This is a genomic window from Bradyrhizobium sp. NDS-1, from assembly GCF_032918005.1.
Classification (GTDB): Bacteria; Pseudomonadota; Alphaproteobacteria; order Rhizobiales; family Xanthobacteraceae; genus Bradyrhizobium; species Bradyrhizobium tunisiense.
Map to the genome: position 1 here is coordinate 1,395,609 of NZ_CP136628.1, position 16,514 is coordinate 1,412,122.

General features: G+C 65.3%; 15 protein-coding genes. 8 read left to right on the forward strand and 7 right to left on the reverse strand.

Annotation, left to right across the window (positions count from 1 at the left end; all coding sequences use genetic code 11):
- Positions 1-37: 37 nt before the first annotated feature.
- Positions 38-1,564 carry a hypothetical protein gene (locus RX330_RS06600; RefSeq protein WP_317242460.1) on the forward strand — a complete coding sequence of 509 codons (1,527 nt, stop codon included), beginning with the start codon at positions 38-40 and terminating at the stop codon, positions 1,562-1,564.
- A gap of 26 nt (positions 1,565-1,590) precedes the next feature.
- The gene (locus RX330_RS06605; RefSeq protein WP_212080522.1) at positions 1,591-1,755 is read left to right on the forward strand and encodes a hypothetical protein; all 165 of its coding nucleotides are present in this window, start codon (positions 1,591-1,593) and stop codon (positions 1,753-1,755) included.
- A 3-nt stretch (positions 1,756-1,758) separates the two neighbouring features.
- Here RX330_RS06605 and RX330_RS06610 read toward each other — a convergent pair whose 3' ends face one another.
- Positions 1,759-2,406: a glutathione S-transferase family protein gene (locus RX330_RS06610; RefSeq protein ID WP_317242461.1), complete on the reverse strand. Its 648-nt coding sequence runs from the start codon at positions 2,404-2,406 to the stop codon at positions 1,759-1,761.
- 102 nt (positions 2,407-2,508) lie between these two features.
- Between RX330_RS06610 and RX330_RS06615 the strand changes: the two genes are divergently transcribed.
- A complete protein-coding gene (locus RX330_RS06615; protein ID WP_317242462.1) occupies positions 2,509-3,105 on the forward strand; it encodes a TetR/AcrR family transcriptional regulator in 597 nt (198 codons plus the stop codon).
- A 15-nt stretch (positions 3,106-3,120) separates the two neighbouring features.
- Here the strand turns inward: RX330_RS06615 and RX330_RS06620 are convergent, their stop codons facing one another.
- Together RX330_RS06620 and putA are read right to left on the reverse strand one after the other, a co-directional pair.
- A complete protein-coding gene (locus tag RX330_RS06620; RefSeq protein WP_317242463.1) occupies positions 3,121-4,326 on the reverse strand; it encodes a CaiB/BaiF CoA transferase family protein in 1,206 nt (401 codons plus the stop codon).
- A gap of 116 nt (positions 4,327-4,442) precedes the next feature.
- Positions 4,443-7,439 (reverse strand): bifunctional proline dehydrogenase/L-glutamate gamma-semialdehyde dehydrogenase PutA, encoded by a 2,997-nt coding sequence (gene putA, locus RX330_RS06625; RefSeq protein ID WP_317242464.1) that lies wholly within the window; start codon positions 7,437-7,439, stop codon positions 4,443-4,445.
- A gap of 114 nt (positions 7,440-7,553) precedes the next feature.
- On the opposite strand from putA, the gene RX330_RS06630 reads away from it, so the two are divergent.
- Entirely contained in the window at positions 7,554-8,015 is a 462-nt protein-coding gene (locus tag RX330_RS06630; RefSeq protein WP_212080526.1) for an Lrp/AsnC ligand binding domain-containing protein, read from the forward strand.
- 170 nt (positions 8,016-8,185) lie between these two features.
- Here the strand turns inward: RX330_RS06630 and RX330_RS06635 are convergent, their stop codons facing one another.
- The 4 genes from RX330_RS06635 to RX330_RS06650 all read right to left on the reverse strand — a co-directional run bounded on the left by RX330_RS06635 (position 8,186) and on the right by RX330_RS06650 (position 11,407).
- Complete coding sequence (locus RX330_RS06635; RefSeq protein WP_008134691.1) at positions 8,186-8,386, reverse strand: cold-shock protein; 201 nt, start codon at positions 8,384-8,386, stop codon at positions 8,186-8,188.
- Between the two features lie 206 nt (positions 8,387-8,592).
- Complete coding sequence (locus RX330_RS06640; protein WP_212080527.1) at positions 8,593-8,895, reverse strand: cytochrome c; 303 nt, start codon at positions 8,893-8,895, stop codon at positions 8,593-8,595.
- Positions 8,896-8,907: 12 nt separating this feature from the next.
- The gene (locus RX330_RS06645) at positions 8,908-10,107 is read right to left on the reverse strand and encodes a molybdopterin-dependent oxidoreductase (RefSeq protein WP_317242465.1); all 1,200 of its coding nucleotides are present in this window, start codon (positions 10,105-10,107) and stop codon (positions 8,908-8,910) included.
- A 196-nt stretch (positions 10,108-10,303) separates the two neighbouring features.
- On the reverse strand, positions 10,304-11,407 hold the full coding sequence (locus RX330_RS06650; RefSeq protein WP_317242466.1) for a mandelate racemase/muconate lactonizing enzyme family protein: 1,104 nt from the start codon (positions 11,405-11,407) through the stop codon (positions 10,304-10,306).
- 167 nt (positions 11,408-11,574) lie between these two features.
- On the opposite strand from RX330_RS06650, the gene RX330_RS06655 reads away from it, so the two are divergent.
- From RX330_RS06655 to RX330_RS06670, 4 genes are all read left to right on the forward strand, one after another.
- Positions 11,575-12,420 carry an AraC family transcriptional regulator gene (locus RX330_RS06655; RefSeq protein ID WP_317242467.1) on the forward strand — a complete coding sequence of 282 codons (846 nt, stop codon included), beginning with the start codon at positions 11,575-11,577 and terminating at the stop codon, positions 12,418-12,420.
- A 136-nt stretch (positions 12,421-12,556) separates the two neighbouring features.
- Entirely contained in the window at positions 12,557-13,483 is a 927-nt protein-coding gene (locus RX330_RS06660) for an SMP-30/gluconolactonase/LRE family protein (protein WP_212080531.1), read from the forward strand.
- A gap of 206 nt (positions 13,484-13,689) precedes the next feature.
- Positions 13,690-14,283, forward strand: a complete 594-nt coding sequence (locus RX330_RS06665) for a GNAT family N-acetyltransferase (RefSeq protein WP_317242468.1) — start codon at positions 13,690-13,692, stop codon at positions 14,281-14,283.
- A gap of 16 nt (positions 14,284-14,299) precedes the next feature.
- Positions 14,300-15,946 (forward strand): GMC family oxidoreductase, encoded by a 1,647-nt coding sequence (locus RX330_RS06670; RefSeq protein ID WP_317242469.1) that lies wholly within the window; start codon positions 14,300-14,302, stop codon positions 15,944-15,946.
- The last annotated feature ends 568 nt before the right edge of the window (positions 15,947-16,514 follow it).

The window sequence follows — 16,514 nt, forward strand, 5'->3', positions numbered from 1 at the left end:
GCTTGAATAGGTGTCCTCGCGCGGTGTTACCTGAGGCATGAGCCGCGCGCTGCGAATTCTCGTTGCTGCCGCCGTGTTGTTTGGCGGCGCCGGCTCGCTGTCGGCAGCGGAGATCGCGCCGCTGACGCGCGGCACGGCCATCACCGATCCGGAGTTGCTGCGCAGGCTCGACGAGGGCGACGCGCTCACGATCCCGCGCCTGTTGTCGCCGGAACGGGAGGCGGGCCGTCCGCTGACGACCGACCTGCTGTTTTCGGAGCTGCCGCAGCTCAAGGATATTCCGCCGGCAATCAATGCGGAGCTCGACCGCTACATCATCAGGCGGAAGGCGGAATATCCGACCGAGACCATCGGCGTCGGCGAAGGCTTTGACGTCCAACTGTTCGACCGGACCGTGCTGACATCTCCCAACACGCGTTTCGTGCTCGCCGGCATCGTCAACCGGATGGATCGCGCCTATGTCGCCGAAGAGTCCTGCGGCGAGATCCGGCTGATCTACCGGCTCGTGCGTTTCGACGGCGGCAAGACCGCGACGCGCCTGCCGATGACGTTCAATCTGGTGATGAAGGCGAGGGATGCGCGCCAGACGGCTACGAACGGCAAACCGGTCAGTTGTGCCGAGATCGCCCGACGCTGGCTCGACAATGGCGATTGGCAGGAGCTGATCCGCGGCCGAGACGACGCCAGGCTAGATAGCATCGAGACCAACATCCAGCTCTCGGTCGCCGCGAAGTCGGCGCTGCACGACTTCCGCTCCGACTATCTGCTCAAGGTGTTCAAGTACGATGCGGCGACGAAACAGTTCGTCGAAACGGTGCTGGAGAACCAGATCGACCGCGACCGCATCCTCTCCGACGATGCGCTTCGGCGCGACTTCAAGGCCTGGCTGCTCGCACCCGGGAATTTGCGCGAATTCGATCGCGGGACGGTGCTGATCCCGGAAAAATTCCTCGCCAAGGCAGCGGTGGTGCCCACACCCGCCGGTCTCGATGCCTCGGCGCTGCAGCCGGAGTTCGGCATGGTGCAAGGAGAAGGTAAAGGCGAGGGCCGGGACGACCCGGTCTTCACCGAAAACGATGTGGTTGGCGCGCTCAAGCAGGCGGCCGCGCGCGGGGAGATGCAGAACATCCGTTCGATCGCAGGGTTCCAGCGCCGTCTCAACGACGTCACCTGCTCAGGCTGCCACCAGACCCGCGGCGTCGGCGGCTTCCATTTCCCCGGTGTCGACTGGCTCGCGGACACGCCGTCGAATTCCACCATCGTGCCCGCCTCGCCGCATTTTGTCGGTGACCAGCTCCGCCGACGCGACATCCTGACCGCGTTCGCCGCGGGCAAACGCCCTGATTTCTCGCGCGGATTTGCCAGCCGGCCGCAGACCCGCGGCAGCCGGGAGCTCGCCGGGAGCGAGTATCAGGACGGCTGGGGCGCGCATTGTTCCCTCCATGATGCGGGATCGGGAACGCGAGATGCGAGTTTTACGTCATGGAGCTGTGCTAACGGTCTCACCTGTCAGGCTGCCGCGGCCTCACGCCGCATCGGCATGTGCTTCATCAAGACGCGTTAGGCCTAACCAAGCGATTTGGATGGTTCATGACGGATACAGGCAACGCCAACAAGGCGCGCAATCGCGAGATCGCGCGCAATGAGGAAGCCAAGCAGGTCACCGGCAGCGCCCGCGTCAGCATCTGGGCGATCGCGATGGCCGTCATCGTCGGCGGGGTCTTGTTTACGCTCGGCTGGCTGTCGATGAGGTAGCCCTCACGTCGCGTAGTTCGTCATCCGCTTCCCCGGCAGCAGCTCATAGGCCGGCTTCAAGCCGGGCAGTGCGGCTATGCGCCCCAGCCACGTGTGGATGGCGGGATGGCTCGCCGCAAAGTCAAAGCCGTGCTCGTCGCTGGGATAATGCAGATAGGCCATCATCGAGATGTCCGCGACCGTCGGCTTCGTACCGATCGCGAAGGCGTTGTGCTGGAGATGTCCATCGAGAATGCCGAGGAAATCCTCGAGCCGGCGGCGGAAATGCTTCAGCACCTGCGGGTCGTTTGTCTCGGTGAAGGCGCGCATGAAGCGATAGGTCGCCATGTAGCCGGTGAGCTTGTGATTGTCCCAGAACAGCCAGCGCAGCAGCTCGAATTTCTCGTCCTCTGTTTCGGCGCCGAAGCGGCCGTATTGCTCCGCGAGCTTGAGCAGGAGGGGCGCGGTCTGCGTCATCTTCACGCCGTCGACCTCGAGCACGGGAATCTCGCCCATCTCGTTCACGGAATTGCGCCACTCCGCCGTGCGCGTGACGCCGCCGCCGAAATCGGTCCACACCGGCTCGAACGTCTCGCCGCAGAGCGTCAGCATCAGCGCCAGCTTGTAGCTGTTGCCGGATTCGGGGAAGTAGTGGAGGCGGTAGCTGGGCATTGAACGCTCCTTGCCTTCGGGGGCCTGGATCACGATAATACATATGATCCGCATAACAGAACATTTGATCTGTCGCGGGTCAAGAGCTGGATACTGGGCCGGATGAGCAGGGATTCAAAAATAGAGTCGGGCGAGCGCGAGCGGCCGTTGATGCAGGCTACACTGCGCATCATCGGGCGACATGGGCTCGACGGCGTGACCCACCGCGCGGTCGCGACCGAGGCCGGGGTTTCGCTCGGTGCGGTCACGCATCATTTCGGAACCCGTGATGCGCTGGTTGAGGCGGCTCTGCAGTTCGCTCTGGCGCGCGAAGTCGGCAGGCTGCGTGCGTTGGCTCTCAGCCTTCAGGACAAGGCGTTCGAGGTGGAGGCCTGGATCGACGCGCTGGTCGATTTCTACGTCCGCGAACTCGGCATAGAAGCCGAGACGCATATTGCCTGCTATGAGGCCTTCCTGGCCGCCGCGAGGCAAGAGCACTATCGGCCCGTGGTCGCCGAGTGGTTTGACACGTGGCGGCAGAGTGCGGAGCTTGCGCTGAAAGCTGCGAAGTCACCAAACCCACGCCGCCACGCCGAGTTGTTCGTCTCGGTGCTGATTGGCTTGCTCTTTCGCCAACTCGCCACGCCCAGAGCCGGCTTCCGCCGTGAGGCGAAGGCGGAGCTGTTGGAGCTGGTGCGCGGCTTGATCGCGCGGAAGTAACGCCGGCGCGCCGGCCTACCCCACCGCCCCGTTCGACCGCAGCTGCTTGATCGCCGCCTCGTCGTATCCCGCCCCGCGCAGAATCTCGTCACTGTGCTCGCCGACGGAGGGCGGCTTGCGCGGCTGGACCTTCTTGGCGCCGTCGATCCAGATCGGGCTGTTGATGGTGAGCATGGTGTCGTTCTCGAACGGCACCAGCACCTCGTTGTCCAGCATCTGCTTGTCGTTCGGGATGTCGTCGAGAATGGCGACGACGCCGAACACGAGGCCGCTGCCGTCGAGGATCTTGCGCCACTCGGCGAGATCTTTGGTGGCGAAAGTGTCGTCCAGGATCTTGATCAGCTCCACCGAGCGGGCGTGGCGATCCGCCTTGGTGGCGAAGCGGGGATCATTGATCAGGTCCTCGCGCCCGAGGCACTTGGCCAGCGTCGGAAACTGCTTCTCCTCGCTCAGCAGCGACAGGATCAGCCAGCGGCCGTCCTTGCACTGGTAGTGGTTGGCGACCGCGTTGAGCGCGCGCTCGCGCGGACGCCGCTCGCCGAACTTGGCGCCGCAGAGCTTTGCCTGCGCCAGCACGCTCGCCGCCCACACCCCGTTCGCCATCAGGTTAGAGGCGACATGCGACCCCTTGCCCGTCTTCTCGCGCTGATAGAGCGCGGTGACGATGGCACCGTAGAACGCCATCGCGCAGGGATGATCGCCCATGCCCGCGACCGAGCGGGCCGGGGTCGTGTCGGTGTCGGCGCGCACGAGGTCCATCAGGCCCGAGCGCGCCCAATAGGCGTTGCTGTCGAAGCCGGGCTTGTTCGCCTCTTCGCCCTTCTCGCCATAGCCGGTGAAGGAGGCGTAGATCAGCCGGTCGTTGAGATGGGCGAGGTGGTCATAAGTGATGCCGAGCTTGGCGCGCACAGGCGGCGGCATGTTGGTGATGAAGACGTCGGCCTCTTCGACCAGCTTGTAGAGCACGGCCTGCGCGTCCGGCTTGGAGAGATCGAGCGCGATGCTCTTCTTGTTGCGGGCTTCCAGCAGCCAGGCGAAATTGTGCTCGCCTGAGGGATAGCCCGGCAGGTTCGGCAGGTTGCGATAGGGATCCCCAGCGCCGGGCGGCTCGATCTTGATCACATCGGCGCCGAAATCCGACAGCACGGTCGCGGCCGCGGGCGCTGCGATGAAGCTCGCGCAGTCCAGAACTTTCAGGCCTGAAAAGATGCCTTTTTCCATCGCGGCGTCGCTCCCTCGCTCTTGTCGTTTCCCGCGCGCTGGAATTGGCGCGGGCAGGTGGTGGGCGCAATTAGACCGATGTTCTGCGGGGATGCAACGGCGCCTGGCGCAGGGCCTCACTCCTCTCCCGCAAGCAACGCCGCATTGCCACCTGCGGCCGCCGTGTTGATCGTCACCGTCTGCTCGGTCGCAAAGCGCGCGAGATAGTGCGGGCCGCCGGCCTTGGGGCCAGTTCCGGACAGGCCGTTGCCGCCGAACGGCTGCACGCCGACCACGGCGCCGATCATGTTGCGGTTGACATAGATGTTGCCGACCTGGACGCGGTCGATGATGGCTTCGATGGTGTCGTCGATGCGGGAGTGGACGCCGAGGGTCAGCCCGTAGCCGGTGCGCGCGATGGCCTGCAACACGCCTTGGAGATTTTCCGCGCGGTAGCGCACGACGTGCAGGATCGGACCGAAGACTTCCTCCGTCAGCTGGGCGGCCTCCTTCAGCTCGAAGATGTGCGGTGCGACGAAGCAGCCCTGCGGTGCGTGGCCTGCGAAGTGTAGCCGCGTCTCGTTCTTCATCCGCGTAATATGCGTATCGAGTCGCTGCTTGGCCTCCATGTCGATCACCGGGCCGATATGGGTCGCGACATCTGCGGGATCTCCGATCTTCAACTCGCGTGCCGCGCCCGCGATCATCTCGATCATGCGGTCGGCCACGTCCTCCTGCACGAACAGCAGCCGCAGCGCCGAGCAGCGCTGGCCGGCGGATCTGAAGGCGGAGGTCACGACGTCGTCCGCAACCTGCTCCGGCAGCGCGGTGGCATCCGCAATCATGGCATTGATGCCGCCGGTCTCCGCGATCAGCGGCACGATCGGACCGTCCTTGGCGGCGAGCGTCCGGTTGATCAGGCGCGCCACCTCGGTCGAGCCGGTGAAGACGACGCCGGCAATATCGGGATGTGCCGTCAGGGCTGCGCCGATGTGGCCGTCGCCGGTGACGAGATGCAGCGCGCTTCGGGGGATGCCGGCCTCGTGCAGCAGGGCTACGGCCTCGCGCGCGATGCGCGGCGTCTGTTCGGCGGGTTTTGCCACCACGCTGTTGCCGGCCATCAGCGCGGCGGTGACCTGGCTCAGGAAGATCGCCAGCGGAAAATTCCACGGCGAGATCGCAACGAAGACGCCGCGGCCGCGCATCGCGAGCGCATTGCTCTCGCCGGTCGGGCCCGGCATGGCGGCATCGCTTCCGAACAGCTTGCGGCCCTCTGCGGCATAATAGCGGCAGAAGTCGGCGGCCTCGCGCAGCTCGGACAGCGCATCGTCGAGCGTCTTGCCGCCCTCGGCTTGCAGCAGCGCGATGAAATGGCCGCCGCGGTTCTCCAGCAGATGCGCGGCCTGCTCCAGCGCTGCTGCGCGCATGGCTGCCGGCGTTCGGCTCCAGGCGGCAAAGCCGGCGCGCGCAGCCGTCACCGCCGCGTTGGCCTGATCCGGTGTTGTGTCGGCGATGGGCTCGAGGTTCGCGGCTTCGGCCTTTACGTCAGCCAGAAGCTGGCCGAGCGCGGCCCGTTCGCCGAATTCGACGCCGCGCGAATTGCGCCGCTCCGGCGCAAAGAGATCGCCGGGCAGCGGAATCCTGGAATGGGCCGCCGCTTGCGGCCGGACGATCGCATCCGCCGGTCGCTGCAACAACGCCGGAACCGGCACGCGGTAATCTGCGGCCTGCGCCACAAACGAGGAATTGGCGCCGTTCTCCAGCAGCCGCCGCACCAGATAGGCCAGCAGGTCGCGATGGCTGCCGACCGGCGCATAGGTGCGGTAGGCGACTTCGGGGTGGTCCTTGGCAAGCTGCTCGTAGAGCGCTTCTCCCATGCCGTGCAGGCGCTGGAATTCGAAGCCGCCGCTGGTCCTGGCAAGCTCCAGCACGGTTGCGACCGTCAGCGCATTGTGGGTGGCGAATTGCGGGAAGATGCGCGGCCGCAGGGCCAGCAGTTTCGTCGCGCAGGCGACATAGTTCAGATCCGTCATCGCCTTGCGCGTGAACACGGGATAGCCGTCGAGCCCGCGCTCCTGCGCGCGCTTGATCTCGGTGTCCCAATAAGCGCCCTTGACGAGGCGCACCATCAACTTGCGATCATGCGCGCGGGCAAGTTCGTCGACATAGTCGATCACCGCGCCGGCGCGTTTCTGATAGGCCTGGATCGCGAGGCCAAATCCGTCCCAGCCGGCAAGCGAGGGATCGGCAAGCGTCGCCGCGATCACGTCGAGCGACAGCTCCAGCCGGTCGGCCTCCTCGGCATCGACGGTGAAGTTGAGGTCATGCGCCCTGGCGCGCTGCGCCAGATCCAGCAGCAGCGGCACCAGCTCGGCCATCACCCGCTCGCGGCTGATCGCCTCGAAGCGCGGATGCAAGGCAGAGAGCTTGACCGAGATGCCGGGCCGGCCGGGCAGGGGATGGGGGCCGGCCGCCTTGCCGATGGTTTCGATGGCGCTGGCATAGGCGTCGAAATAGCGTTTGGCATCCGCCGCCGTGCGCGCGCCTTCGCCCAGCATGTCAAAGGAATAGCGCGGCTTCTGGCCGGAGCGCGGCCGGCCCCGCTCCAGCGCCTGCTCGATGGTCTCGCCCAGCACGAAATGATTGCCCATCAGCCGCATCGCCTGGCGCGTTGCGGTGCGCACCGCCGGCGCACCGAGCCGCTTCACGAGGCGGCCGATGGTGCCGTCAGGCGTCTCGCCGGGCTGGATCACCCGCGCCGACAGGCCGAGCGCCCAGGCGGAGGCATTGACGAGGAAGGCGGTGGACTTGGTCTCGTGGTGGATGAAGTCGCCCTCACCGAGCTTGTCCTCGATGAACTGGTCGGCGGTGCGCGCGTCGGGCACGCGCAGCAGGGCCTCGGCCAGCACCATCAGCGCGAGCCCCTCCTTGGTCGAGAGCGCGAACTCCCGCAGCATGTCCTCGACCCCACCAAGCCGGTCGTCGCGCTTGCGGATCGCCTCGATCAGCCGCGTCGCGGTGCGGTCGATCCGCGCCTCCTGCGGCGGGGCCAGATGCGTCGACAAGAGGAGTGCGGCGATCTCGGCGTCATCGGGTGCGTAGGGGGCGGTGAAGGGCGGCGGGATGTTCGGCATGGCGTGTCCTGTGGCTGAAATCCAGGATAATGCCGGTGTTACCGTAGCTCGATAGACAATTTATCAAATCTGCCTTAGAAAATGAAGAGTATGAGCCACTTGACCAGATAAATCATGGAACTCGACCGAACCGACCGGAAAATCCTCTCCATTCTGCAGGAGGACGGGCGCATCGCCAATGTCGACCTCGCCGAGCGCATTGGTCTGTCGCCCACCTCGATCGGCGAGCGGCTGAAGCGGTTGCAACGGGAGGGCTTCGTCGAGGGTTATGGCGCGCGGCTCAATCCGCACCGGCTCGGCCTCGGGCTCCTGGTGTTTGTCGAGGTGCTGCTCGACAAGACCACGCCGGACAATTTCGAGCGGTTTGCGCGCGCGGTGAAACTCGCGCCGGAAGTGCTGGAGTGTCACATGGTTGCCGGCGGCTTCGACTATCTTGTGAAGGCGCGGCTGGCAGACATGACCGCCTATCGACGCTTCCTCGGCGAGACCCTGCTGTCGATGCCGGGCGTGCGCGAGACGCGGACCTATGCGGTGATGGAGGAGATCAAGCGCGACGCACCGTTGCCGGTGGGCTGACGAAATGCCGTCGCGATTGTCATTGCTGTGGCGTTGAACGAGCGGTCTTCATGCGAAAAATAGTTCACCGTGTGCAATCGCAACGCCTGTCGTCGAATGCACTCACCGTCTTCTAAATTTTTTTGGCCCGGCTCCCGGACAATTCCGGGAGGCAGCAAAAGCTGGCGGGCTTAGACTTTGAGGTTCTCTGCGGAGGTCTTGCCCCGGTTTGCGATCTCTTCGTATTCCACCGTCTGCCCCTCATTGAGGGAGGACAAACCGGCTTTCTGCACTGCCGAGATATGCACGAACACATCCTTGCCGCCCGACGCAGGCTGGATAAATCCATAACCCTTCGTCGGGTTGAACCACTTGACCGTACCTTTAGCCATCACGACTTCTCCGCGGGTCTTCCTCCGAGATCTCGAACCGCCAGTCCCCGCCAACCGGCCGGTTCGGTCCTAACAGGATACGCGGAATGTGGCGGGCTTGGTAGCTCAAACCACATCGGCATTTCGCCGAATTCCGCTCAACTTCGCGGCGCTTTTACCGGTTTTGCCCGTTTTGCGGTCAAATGGCCCGATGCTGCGTGCCTCCGTCAATACGTCGCGGCCAGATAATCGACGATCTTGCCGACATCGGCATCGTCGATCGGTGCGCCATAGACCTTGATCATCTTGGTCACCTCGGCCTGCCAGAAGCCTTTCTTGTCTTTCATCGGCGGCTGCGTGGCGATGTAATCCGCCGAGTGGCAGGCGCTGCAATTGCCCTGCACGACCTCGAGGTTGGGCCCGGGCTTGAACGCGGCGACTTCATCGGGGGTCTTGTAATTGACCGGCGCTGCAGGGGCCGAACCCACGGCGAGGGCGAGGGGGACGGCGAGGAGAACGGTGCGCTGCATGCTCATTCTCCTTCAGGCCACGGTCACGCGGACGGTTTCGACGACGTTGCGCAGATAACCCGCCGGGTTCCAGCGCGGCGTGTCCGGCTGCGTCTCGCCGCCATTGCCGGTGGCGCGCACCTTGAGCTCAAGGCTGCCTGCCGCAAGCTTCACCGGCAGCTTCCACTCGCGGAACGAATATTTGCCGAGATCCTTGCCGAGTTTTGCGTTGGTCCAGCTCTTGCCGCCGTCGGTGGAGACCGCGACGTCCTTGATGCCCTTGCCGCCGTCGAAGGCGATGCCGCGCAGCGTCACAGCGCCCGCCTTGAGCTTGGCGCCGTCGGGGACGCTGGTAATGAAGGAGCGGATGGTGAAGCGGTTGATCGGGATCGTCGCCTTCGGCGCCGTGCCGGGCTCGATCGCATTGTTGGGCGTATCGGGAATGCGATAGGCCGATTTCATCCAGAAGCCGTCATAGACATTGTCGATGACGGTGATCTCGTTGAGGTGCTTGACCCAGTAGGTGCCGTAATAGCCGGGCACGATCAGGCGCAGCGGGAAGCCGTTGAGGAACGGCAAATCCTCGCCGTTCATGCCATAGGCCAGCATCACCTCGCCATCCCTGGCGTGATCGATATCGAGTGCCTTGACGAAGTCAGGCGTCTTGTCGCTGACCGGCCCATCCATGCCGTTGAATGTGACCTGCCTCGCGCCGCTCTGCACGCCGGCCATGTCGAGCACCGCCTTCAGGGGCACACCGCGCCAGCGCGCATTCCCCATGGCGCCGTTGGCGAGCTGGCCGCCGGCGACGCGCGGCTCGACGAAGCCACGGCTGTTGCCGGAGCACTGCGCGACGGCGACGAGCTCCGTCGCCTTCATCTTCCGGATGTCTTTCAGCGAAAGTTTCAGCGGCTTGTCGACCTTGCCCTTCACCTCCAGCGTGAACTTGTCGGGATCGAGACTGTAGGGGAGGTCGGAGAGGTGATAGCGCACGAAGAACGCGTTGTTGGGCGTGATCGGGCCGTCGTTGAAGATCGCGAACGGCGTCTCGAGCTGCGGCGGCCGGCTGGTCAGGCCGATCAGCGGCCGCTTCTGCGGATATTTCACCAGCGGCCGTTCGCCATTGGCGAATGGGAGCGTGACGGTGTCGCGTGCCAGAGCTTTGGTGGGATTGAGTGTGGCCGCAATCGCGGCAAAGCCCGCTCCCTTGAGCAGGTCGCGTCGATCGAACATCTGTCCCCTCCCGGAGCTTTGCATGGGACCAGCGGTCATCACCGCGGACCCGCGCTCATCTGTCGCAACGATCTCGACGAAGTCAATTCGCGCTTTCGCAGCGGCGCCATGCCGCTGCGTTGCAGCAGGCCGGTGTTGCGCAGTGACGATTTGGTTGTTTGACTCGATGTCGCCGCGGGCTTTTCACCTCTCCCGCTCACGTCACGCGATATCGCTCGATCACGCCGCGATCCGGCTCATAGCCGAGTCCCGCAGCTGAGGGCACCGCGACATGGCCGGTGGCGTCGCTGTCCGCGCGTCCGCCCCAGAGACACGCTTCGCGTTTCAGATGGAACATCTCGACGAGCCCGTCGTCGCGCGTTGCGAGCAAGTGCAGTGTCGCGAGCAGGCCTGGACCAAAGTACGGCGAGTGCGGGACGATCTTGACGCCGAGCCGATCGGCCAGCTCCGCGACCTTCAGAAATTCGGTGATGCCGCCGACCTTGGTCACCGACGGCTGGGCGTGGCTCACCGCGCCCGCTTCCATCATCTGGCGGAATTGATACTCCGTGCAGGCATTCTCACCGGCGGCGATGTCGAGCCCGCCCTTGCTGCGGACCTCGGCGAGTCCGGCGAAATCCTCCGGCGGCCACACCGGCTCCTCCAGGAACATCGGTTGCGCGTCGCGGCAGCTCGTCGCGAACGCGATCGCCTGCTCGCGGGTCAACGGGCAGTTCATGTCGACCATCAGCGGAATGCTGGGGCCGATCGCCTTGCGCGCGGCGAACACCGCCTGTGTCGTGGTCTCGTGCAGCTTGATGGCGCCATAGCCGAGCGCGAGGGCCTTCCGGCATTCGGTTGCGATGTTCTCGGGCGAGCCGATCCGCAGCAGGCTCGCGTAAGCCGGAATGGCCGTGCGCCTGGTCTCGCCGAGCAGGCGATGCAGGGGCACGCCCTTGATCTTCGCAGCAAGGTCCCAGAGCGCGATGTCGAGGCCGGAGATGGCGAACATGGTGATGCCGTAGCGGCCGAACAGATGCAGGTTGCGCTGGATCTGCTCCATCATTGCCGGGATGCCGGCCGCATCGGGCACCTTCAGCCCACGGGCCTGCGGCGCGATCATCTCCTCGACGGCGCTGCGCGTGGTGCGCGGGCAGACATAGGCGAAGGCATCGCCCCAGCCGGTCAGCCCGGCATCGGTCAAGACCTCGACCAGCACCATGTCGAGCGCCGTGATTGCGGATGCGCCCTGGCGGAAGCTCGCGACACCGGCGTCATAGGGGATGCGGATATGGTGCGCACGCACATCGGTGATTTCCATGGCGCGGTTCCCCTTTCTCGTGAGCGGTTCGGGGAGTTTAGCCACGAACGCCAAGGCGTTGCCAGTGGCCATTCCCGGATTATCCTCCAGCGCGGACAGCAACGCCGATCAAGCGACGCGGCCGCATGCCGCGCATCATGACGGCGCTTCGAACGAGGACGACCGCCATGAACCCGGCCCAACGCGCGCTTTGGTATATCGAGAGCCATCTGGCCGAGCCGATGACGCTCGACGAGATCGCTGCGATCTCGGGCGTGTCGCGGTTCCACATCGTGCGTGCGTTTGCCGCGGCAACCGGACTTCCGGTGATGCGGTACGCGCGCGCGCGGCGGCTGACGGAAGCGGCGCGTCTTCTCGCGAACGGCGCGCCGAACATCCTCCGCGTCGCGCTGGAGGCCGACTACGGCTCGCACGAAGCATTCACCCGCGCGTTCCGCGATCAGTTCGGCGCCACGCCCGAAGCGGTGAGGGCGACAACGTGCGTCAGCCAGCTCAAGCTACAGGAGCCGATCCTCATGGACTCCACCATGCTCGACCATCTCGCCCCGCCGCGCTTCGAAACCGCCAAGGCCTTTCTCGTCGCCGGTCCTGCCGAGCGCATCACCTGTGACAACGGCGCCATGATCCCCGGTCTGTGGCAGCGCTTCCATCAGGCGGTCGCCGACATTCCTGCGCGTGTCGGCCAGGAGAAAGATCAAGTCGCCTATGGTGTTTGCTGCAACGGCGATGATGCCGGCAATTTCGACTACATCGCCGGCGTCGAGGTCGCCGATTTCTCCGACCTGCCGCGCCGCTTCGGCCGCATCCGCATCCCCGAGCAGCGCTACGCCGTCTTCACCCACACCGATCACGTCGCCTCGGTCCGCCGCACCGTCAACACGATCTGGAATCAGTGGCTGCCGGCATCCGGCCTGAAGGCCGCAGACGCACCAAGCTTCGAGCGCTATGACGAAAAGTTCGATTCGGCGACCGGAATTGGCGGCTTCGAGATCTGGGTGCCGGTGAAGGAGTAGCACGCAACGCTGGCATACCGTCCGTCTTGCTTGGCAAGCCCGAGCGACTTTGTCATAACCGCAGGCAAATCTTGCCTGCGGGGCCCGTGCCGGACATCCCGTGCAAGCCATAACAAGCAGCCGGGAGGGTCCCCTCATGTCCAACGTCCGCGTTCTCGCCACGGACCTCGAATTTCCCGAAGGGCCGGTCGTGATGCCGGATGGATCGGTCGTGCTGGTGGAAATCCGCGGCCAGCGCCTGACCCGCGTTTATCCCGACGGACGCAAGGAGATCGTCGCGAAAATTCCGGGCGGCCCGAACGGCGCCGCGCTTGGCCCGGATGGCAAGATCTACATCTGCAACAATGGCGGCTTCTCCTGGATCCCGACCCGCAACATGATCATGCCGGGCCCGCAGCCGGACGACTATCTCGGCGGCTCGATCCAGCGCGTCGACCTGCAATCCGGCAAGGTCGAGACCGTGGTGACCAAATGCGGCGCGCACGATCTGCGCGGGCCGAATGATCTCGTGTTCGACAAGCAGGGCGGTCTGTGGTTCTCCGATCTCGGCAAGCGCCGCGCCCGCGAGATGGACGTCGGCGGCATGTATTACCTCAAGCCCGGCATGAGCGAGCTCGTCGAGATCGTGCACGGCGTGCTGCCCGCCAACGGCATCGGGCTGTCGCCGGACGAGAGCACCGTCTACATCGCGGAGACGCCGACCGGACGGCTGTGGGCCTACGAGCTCTCCGCGCCCGGCACGCTCAAGCCGCGCGATCCGATCTATCGCGGCGAGCGCGGCAAGCCGATCTGCGGCCTCGGCGGCTACCAGATGTTCGACTCGCTCGCGGTCGAGGCCGGCGGCAATGTCTGCGTCGCCACCCTCGTCTCCGGCTGCATCTCGGTGATCGCGCCCGATGGCACGCTGGTCGAGCAGGTCCCGACCGGCGACCGCGTCACCACCAACATCGCCTTCGGCGGCCCCGGGCTGAAGACGGCCTACATCACGCTGTCGGGCAAGGGCGAGCTCGTCGCCATGGACTGGCCGCGCGGCGGATTGCCGTTGAATTTCTTGAATAAGTGAGCCAAGCCGTCATTGCACGGGAGGCGGGGCAACTCCCAGACCCTCATCCTGAGGAGCGCGCCCTCCGCGCGCGTCTCGAAGGGCGAGGCCACCAGCCGGGCCTTCATCCTTCGAGACGCGCGAAGTCGCGCTCCTCAGGATGAGGAGTTGGCAGTCTGGATTGCGTCGCTTCGCTTCGCTCGCAATGACGTAAGGAGAAAGTTTCGATGCCCTGGCCTGATCCCATCACCCTGCGTGGACAGCACGCCCGTCTCGAGCCGCTGTCGCATCAGCATCGCGAGGGGCTGGTCGAGGCCGTCAAGGACGGCGAGCTGTCAAAACTCTGGTACACGGCGATTCCGCTGCCGGAGAACATGGACAAGGAGATCGACCGCCGCCTCGGCCTGCAGGCCGCGGGCTCGATGCTGCCGTTCACCGTGTTCGATGCCGGCGGCAACATCGTCGGCATGACCACCTACATGAACATCGATGCCGCCAACCGCCGCGTCGAAATCGGCTCGACCTGGTATGGCAAGAGCGCGCAGCGCGGCCCGCTCAACACGCAGTGCAAGCTCCTGCTGCTGCGGCACGCCTTCGAGACCCTGGACTGCATCGCGGTCGAATTCCGCACGCATTTCTTCAACCACCAGAGCCGCCGGGCCATCGAGCGCCTGGGCGCCAAGCAGGATGGCATCCTGCGCAGCCACCAGGTCGCGCCGAACGGCACGCTGCGCGACACGGTCGTCTACAGCATCACCGCCGCCGAATGGCCGACGGTGAAAACGCATCTCGAATTCCAACTCAACGACAAACCGCGCTAGGGGCGGCCGAGGCACCATGGACAGATTTGATTATGTGATCGTCGGCGCGGGCTCCGCCGGTTGCGTGCTCACCAGCCGGCTCAGCGAAGACCCCGACACCAGCGTCTGCGTGCTCGAAGCCGGCCCATCCGACTGGCACCCCTACATCCACCTGCCGGCGGGCTTCATAAAAACCTTCCACATGAAGAGCATCAACTGGGCCTACCAGCAGGAGCCGGGGCCCTGGACCGGCGGGCGCAGCATCTACGCGCCGCGCGGCAAGACGCTCGGCGGCTCGTCCTCGATCAACGGCCACATCTACAACCGCGGCCAGCGCATGGATTTCGACACCTGGGCGCAGATGGGCAATCGCGGCTGGGGCTATGCCGACGTGCTGCCTTACTTCAAGCGGCTGGAGAAGAGGGTCGGCGAGGGCGACAACACCTTCCGCGGCCGCGACGGCAAGCTCACCGTCACCACCATGGACTGGCGCGATCCGCTCTGCGAAGCCTTCATGGAAGGCGCGGTCTCGCTCGGCATTCCCCGCAACCCTGACTACAACGGCGCCATACAGGAAGGCGTCTCCTACTGCCAGCGCACCATCGACAAGGGCCTGCGCGTGTCCGGCTCGACCGCATTCCTCAAGCCCGCGATGAAGCGGCCCAACGTGCATGTGCACACGCACGCGCATGCGACCGAGATCATCTTCGAAGGCAAGCGCGCCGTCGGCGTGCGCTACACCAAGGGCGGCCGCGGCGGCACGCCGGTGGAAGTCCGCGCCAACAAGGAAGTGATCCTGTCCGGCGGCACCTATAATTCGCCGCAGCTGCTGCAGCTCTCCGGCATCGGCTCGCCCGATCTGTTGCAGCAGCACGGCATCGCCGTGCGTCACGCGCTCCCCGTCGGTGAAGGCCTGCAGGACCATTACGCCCCGCGCACGGTGGCGCGCGTGAAGGACATCAAGACCATCAACGAGCTTCGCCGCGGCGTCTCGCTGTGGATCGAGGCGCTGAAATGGGCGACCGCCCGCCGTGGCCTGCTCTCGCTGTCGCCGACCATGGTCTATTGCTTCTGGCATTCCGGCGAGAGTGCCGAGAGCTCCGACCTGCAGCTCACCTTCACGCCGGCAAGCTACAAGGAAGGCGTACAGGGCCAGCTCGAGGACGAGCCCGGCATAACCGTGGCCTCCTGGCAGCAGCGTCCGGAGAGCCGCGGCTATGTCCGCATCCGCTCCTCTGATCCGTTCGCGCCGCCGATCATCCAGACCAATTACCTCGACGCCGAGCTCGACCGCCGCGTCATCGTGGGCGGCATGAAGCTCGCGCGGCGCCTCCTGAAGAGTGCGCCGCTGTCGCCCTACTACGCCTACGAGGATTTCCCCGGCCCGAACGTCAACACCGACGACGAATTCCTGCATGCCGCCACCGAGCGCGGCACCACCACCTTCCACCCCGGCTGCACCTGCCGCATGGGCCCGGCCGACAGCACGTGGGCGGTCGTCGACGACCAGCTCCGCGTCCACGGATTGGAAGGCCTGCGCGTGATCGACGCCTCGGTGATGCCGCTCATGATCTCGGCAAACTTGAATGCGTCTACCATGATGATCGCCGACCGGGCCTCGGATCTCATCCGCGGCAAGCAGCCGATGGAAGCCGCGCGCATTCCGGATGCGGCGGTGGCGTAGGAAAGTCTCGTGCCCCGGACGCAGCGCAGCGTCACTTCGACGGTGCGCTGCAGAGCCGGGGCCCATCTCTCCGAGCAATCCGTGTTGCGTGGGTCCCGGCTCTGCGCAGCAGCGTTGCATGCTGCAGCGCGTCCGGGACACGAGAGGGCGGTGTGTCGCAAAACGATACGTCGGGCAAAACACCCGCCGCCCCCGTCAACCCCTCTCCACAAAAATATTCCACTTTACCGAAATTCGGAATTGCGGCATAGATCGACGCAGCCCGGCCCGACGAAGAGGGGCGGTTCGCGAGTCGTTCGAAACGCGGGCCGGGTTGCGGTGGACGCGGCAGCGTTGGCACGAGGAGTGCGGGCAGGGCGGGTAGTCCCTGTGAGTCCGACACCTGCGTGTAGACGAACGGCGCTGCTAGGCTTCGTCTCGCCTGTAAGTTTCCAGCTCCGTCGACAGGGCTGGAAATACTGCGGCGACATGGCGGGCCGTGCGTACGGCGAAACCGTGTGGTCCTGACCGTCGTTGCTACGGTCAAGCCGTTCGAAGATGCGCGCGAGCCCAACCGGGTGGACGTCAT

Excerpts from the sequence above, each read along its gene's own strand:
- RX330_RS06600 (WP_317242460.1), top strand. The coding sequence starts at position 38 with ATGAGCCGCGCGCTGCGAATTCTCGTTGCTGCCGCCGTGTTGTTTGGC.
- RX330_RS06650 (WP_317242466.1), bottom strand. The coding sequence starts at position 11,407 with ATGGAAATCACCGATGTGCGTGCGCACCATATCCGCATCCCCTATGAC.
- putA (WP_317242464.1), bottom strand. The coding sequence starts at position 7,439 with ATGCCGAACATCCCGCCGCCCTTCACCGCCCCCTACGCACCCGATGAC.
- RX330_RS06660 (WP_212080531.1), top strand. The coding sequence starts at position 12,557 with ATGTCCAACGTCCGCGTTCTCGCCACGGACCTCGAATTTCCCGAAGGG.
- RX330_RS06630 (WP_212080526.1), top strand. The coding sequence starts at position 7,554 with ATGGAACTCGACCGAACCGACCGGAAAATCCTCTCCATTCTGCAGGAG.
- RX330_RS06640 (WP_212080527.1), bottom strand. The coding sequence starts at position 8,895 with ATGCAGCGCACCGTTCTCCTCGCCGTCCCCCTCGCCCTCGCCGTGGGT.
- RX330_RS06670 (WP_317242469.1), top strand. The coding sequence starts at position 14,300 with ATGGACAGATTTGATTATGTGATCGTCGGCGCGGGCTCCGCCGGTTGC.
- RX330_RS06615 (WP_317242462.1), top strand. The coding sequence starts at position 2,509 with ATGAGCAGGGATTCAAAAATAGAGTCGGGCGAGCGCGAGCGGCCGTTG.
- RX330_RS06635 (WP_008134691.1), bottom strand. The coding sequence starts at position 8,386 with ATGGCTAAAGGTACGGTCAAGTGGTTCAACCCGACGAAGGGTTATGGA.
- RX330_RS06620 (WP_317242463.1), bottom strand. The coding sequence starts at position 4,326 with ATGGAAAAAGGCATCTTTTCAGGCCTGAAAGTTCTGGACTGCGCGAGC.
- RX330_RS06645 (WP_317242465.1), bottom strand. The coding sequence starts at position 10,107 with ATGTTCGATCGACGCGACCTGCTCAAGGGAGCGGGCTTTGCCGCGATT.
- RX330_RS06665 (WP_317242468.1), top strand. The coding sequence starts at position 13,690 with ATGCCCTGGCCTGATCCCATCACCCTGCGTGGACAGCACGCCCGTCTC.
- RX330_RS06610 (WP_317242461.1), bottom strand. The coding sequence starts at position 2,406 with ATGCCCAGCTACCGCCTCCACTACTTCCCCGAATCCGGCAACAGCTAC.
- RX330_RS06655 (WP_317242467.1), top strand. The coding sequence starts at position 11,575 with ATGAACCCGGCCCAACGCGCGCTTTGGTATATCGAGAGCCATCTGGCC.
- RX330_RS06605 (WP_212080522.1), top strand. The coding sequence starts at position 1,591 with ATGACGGATACAGGCAACGCCAACAAGGCGCGCAATCGCGAGATCGCG.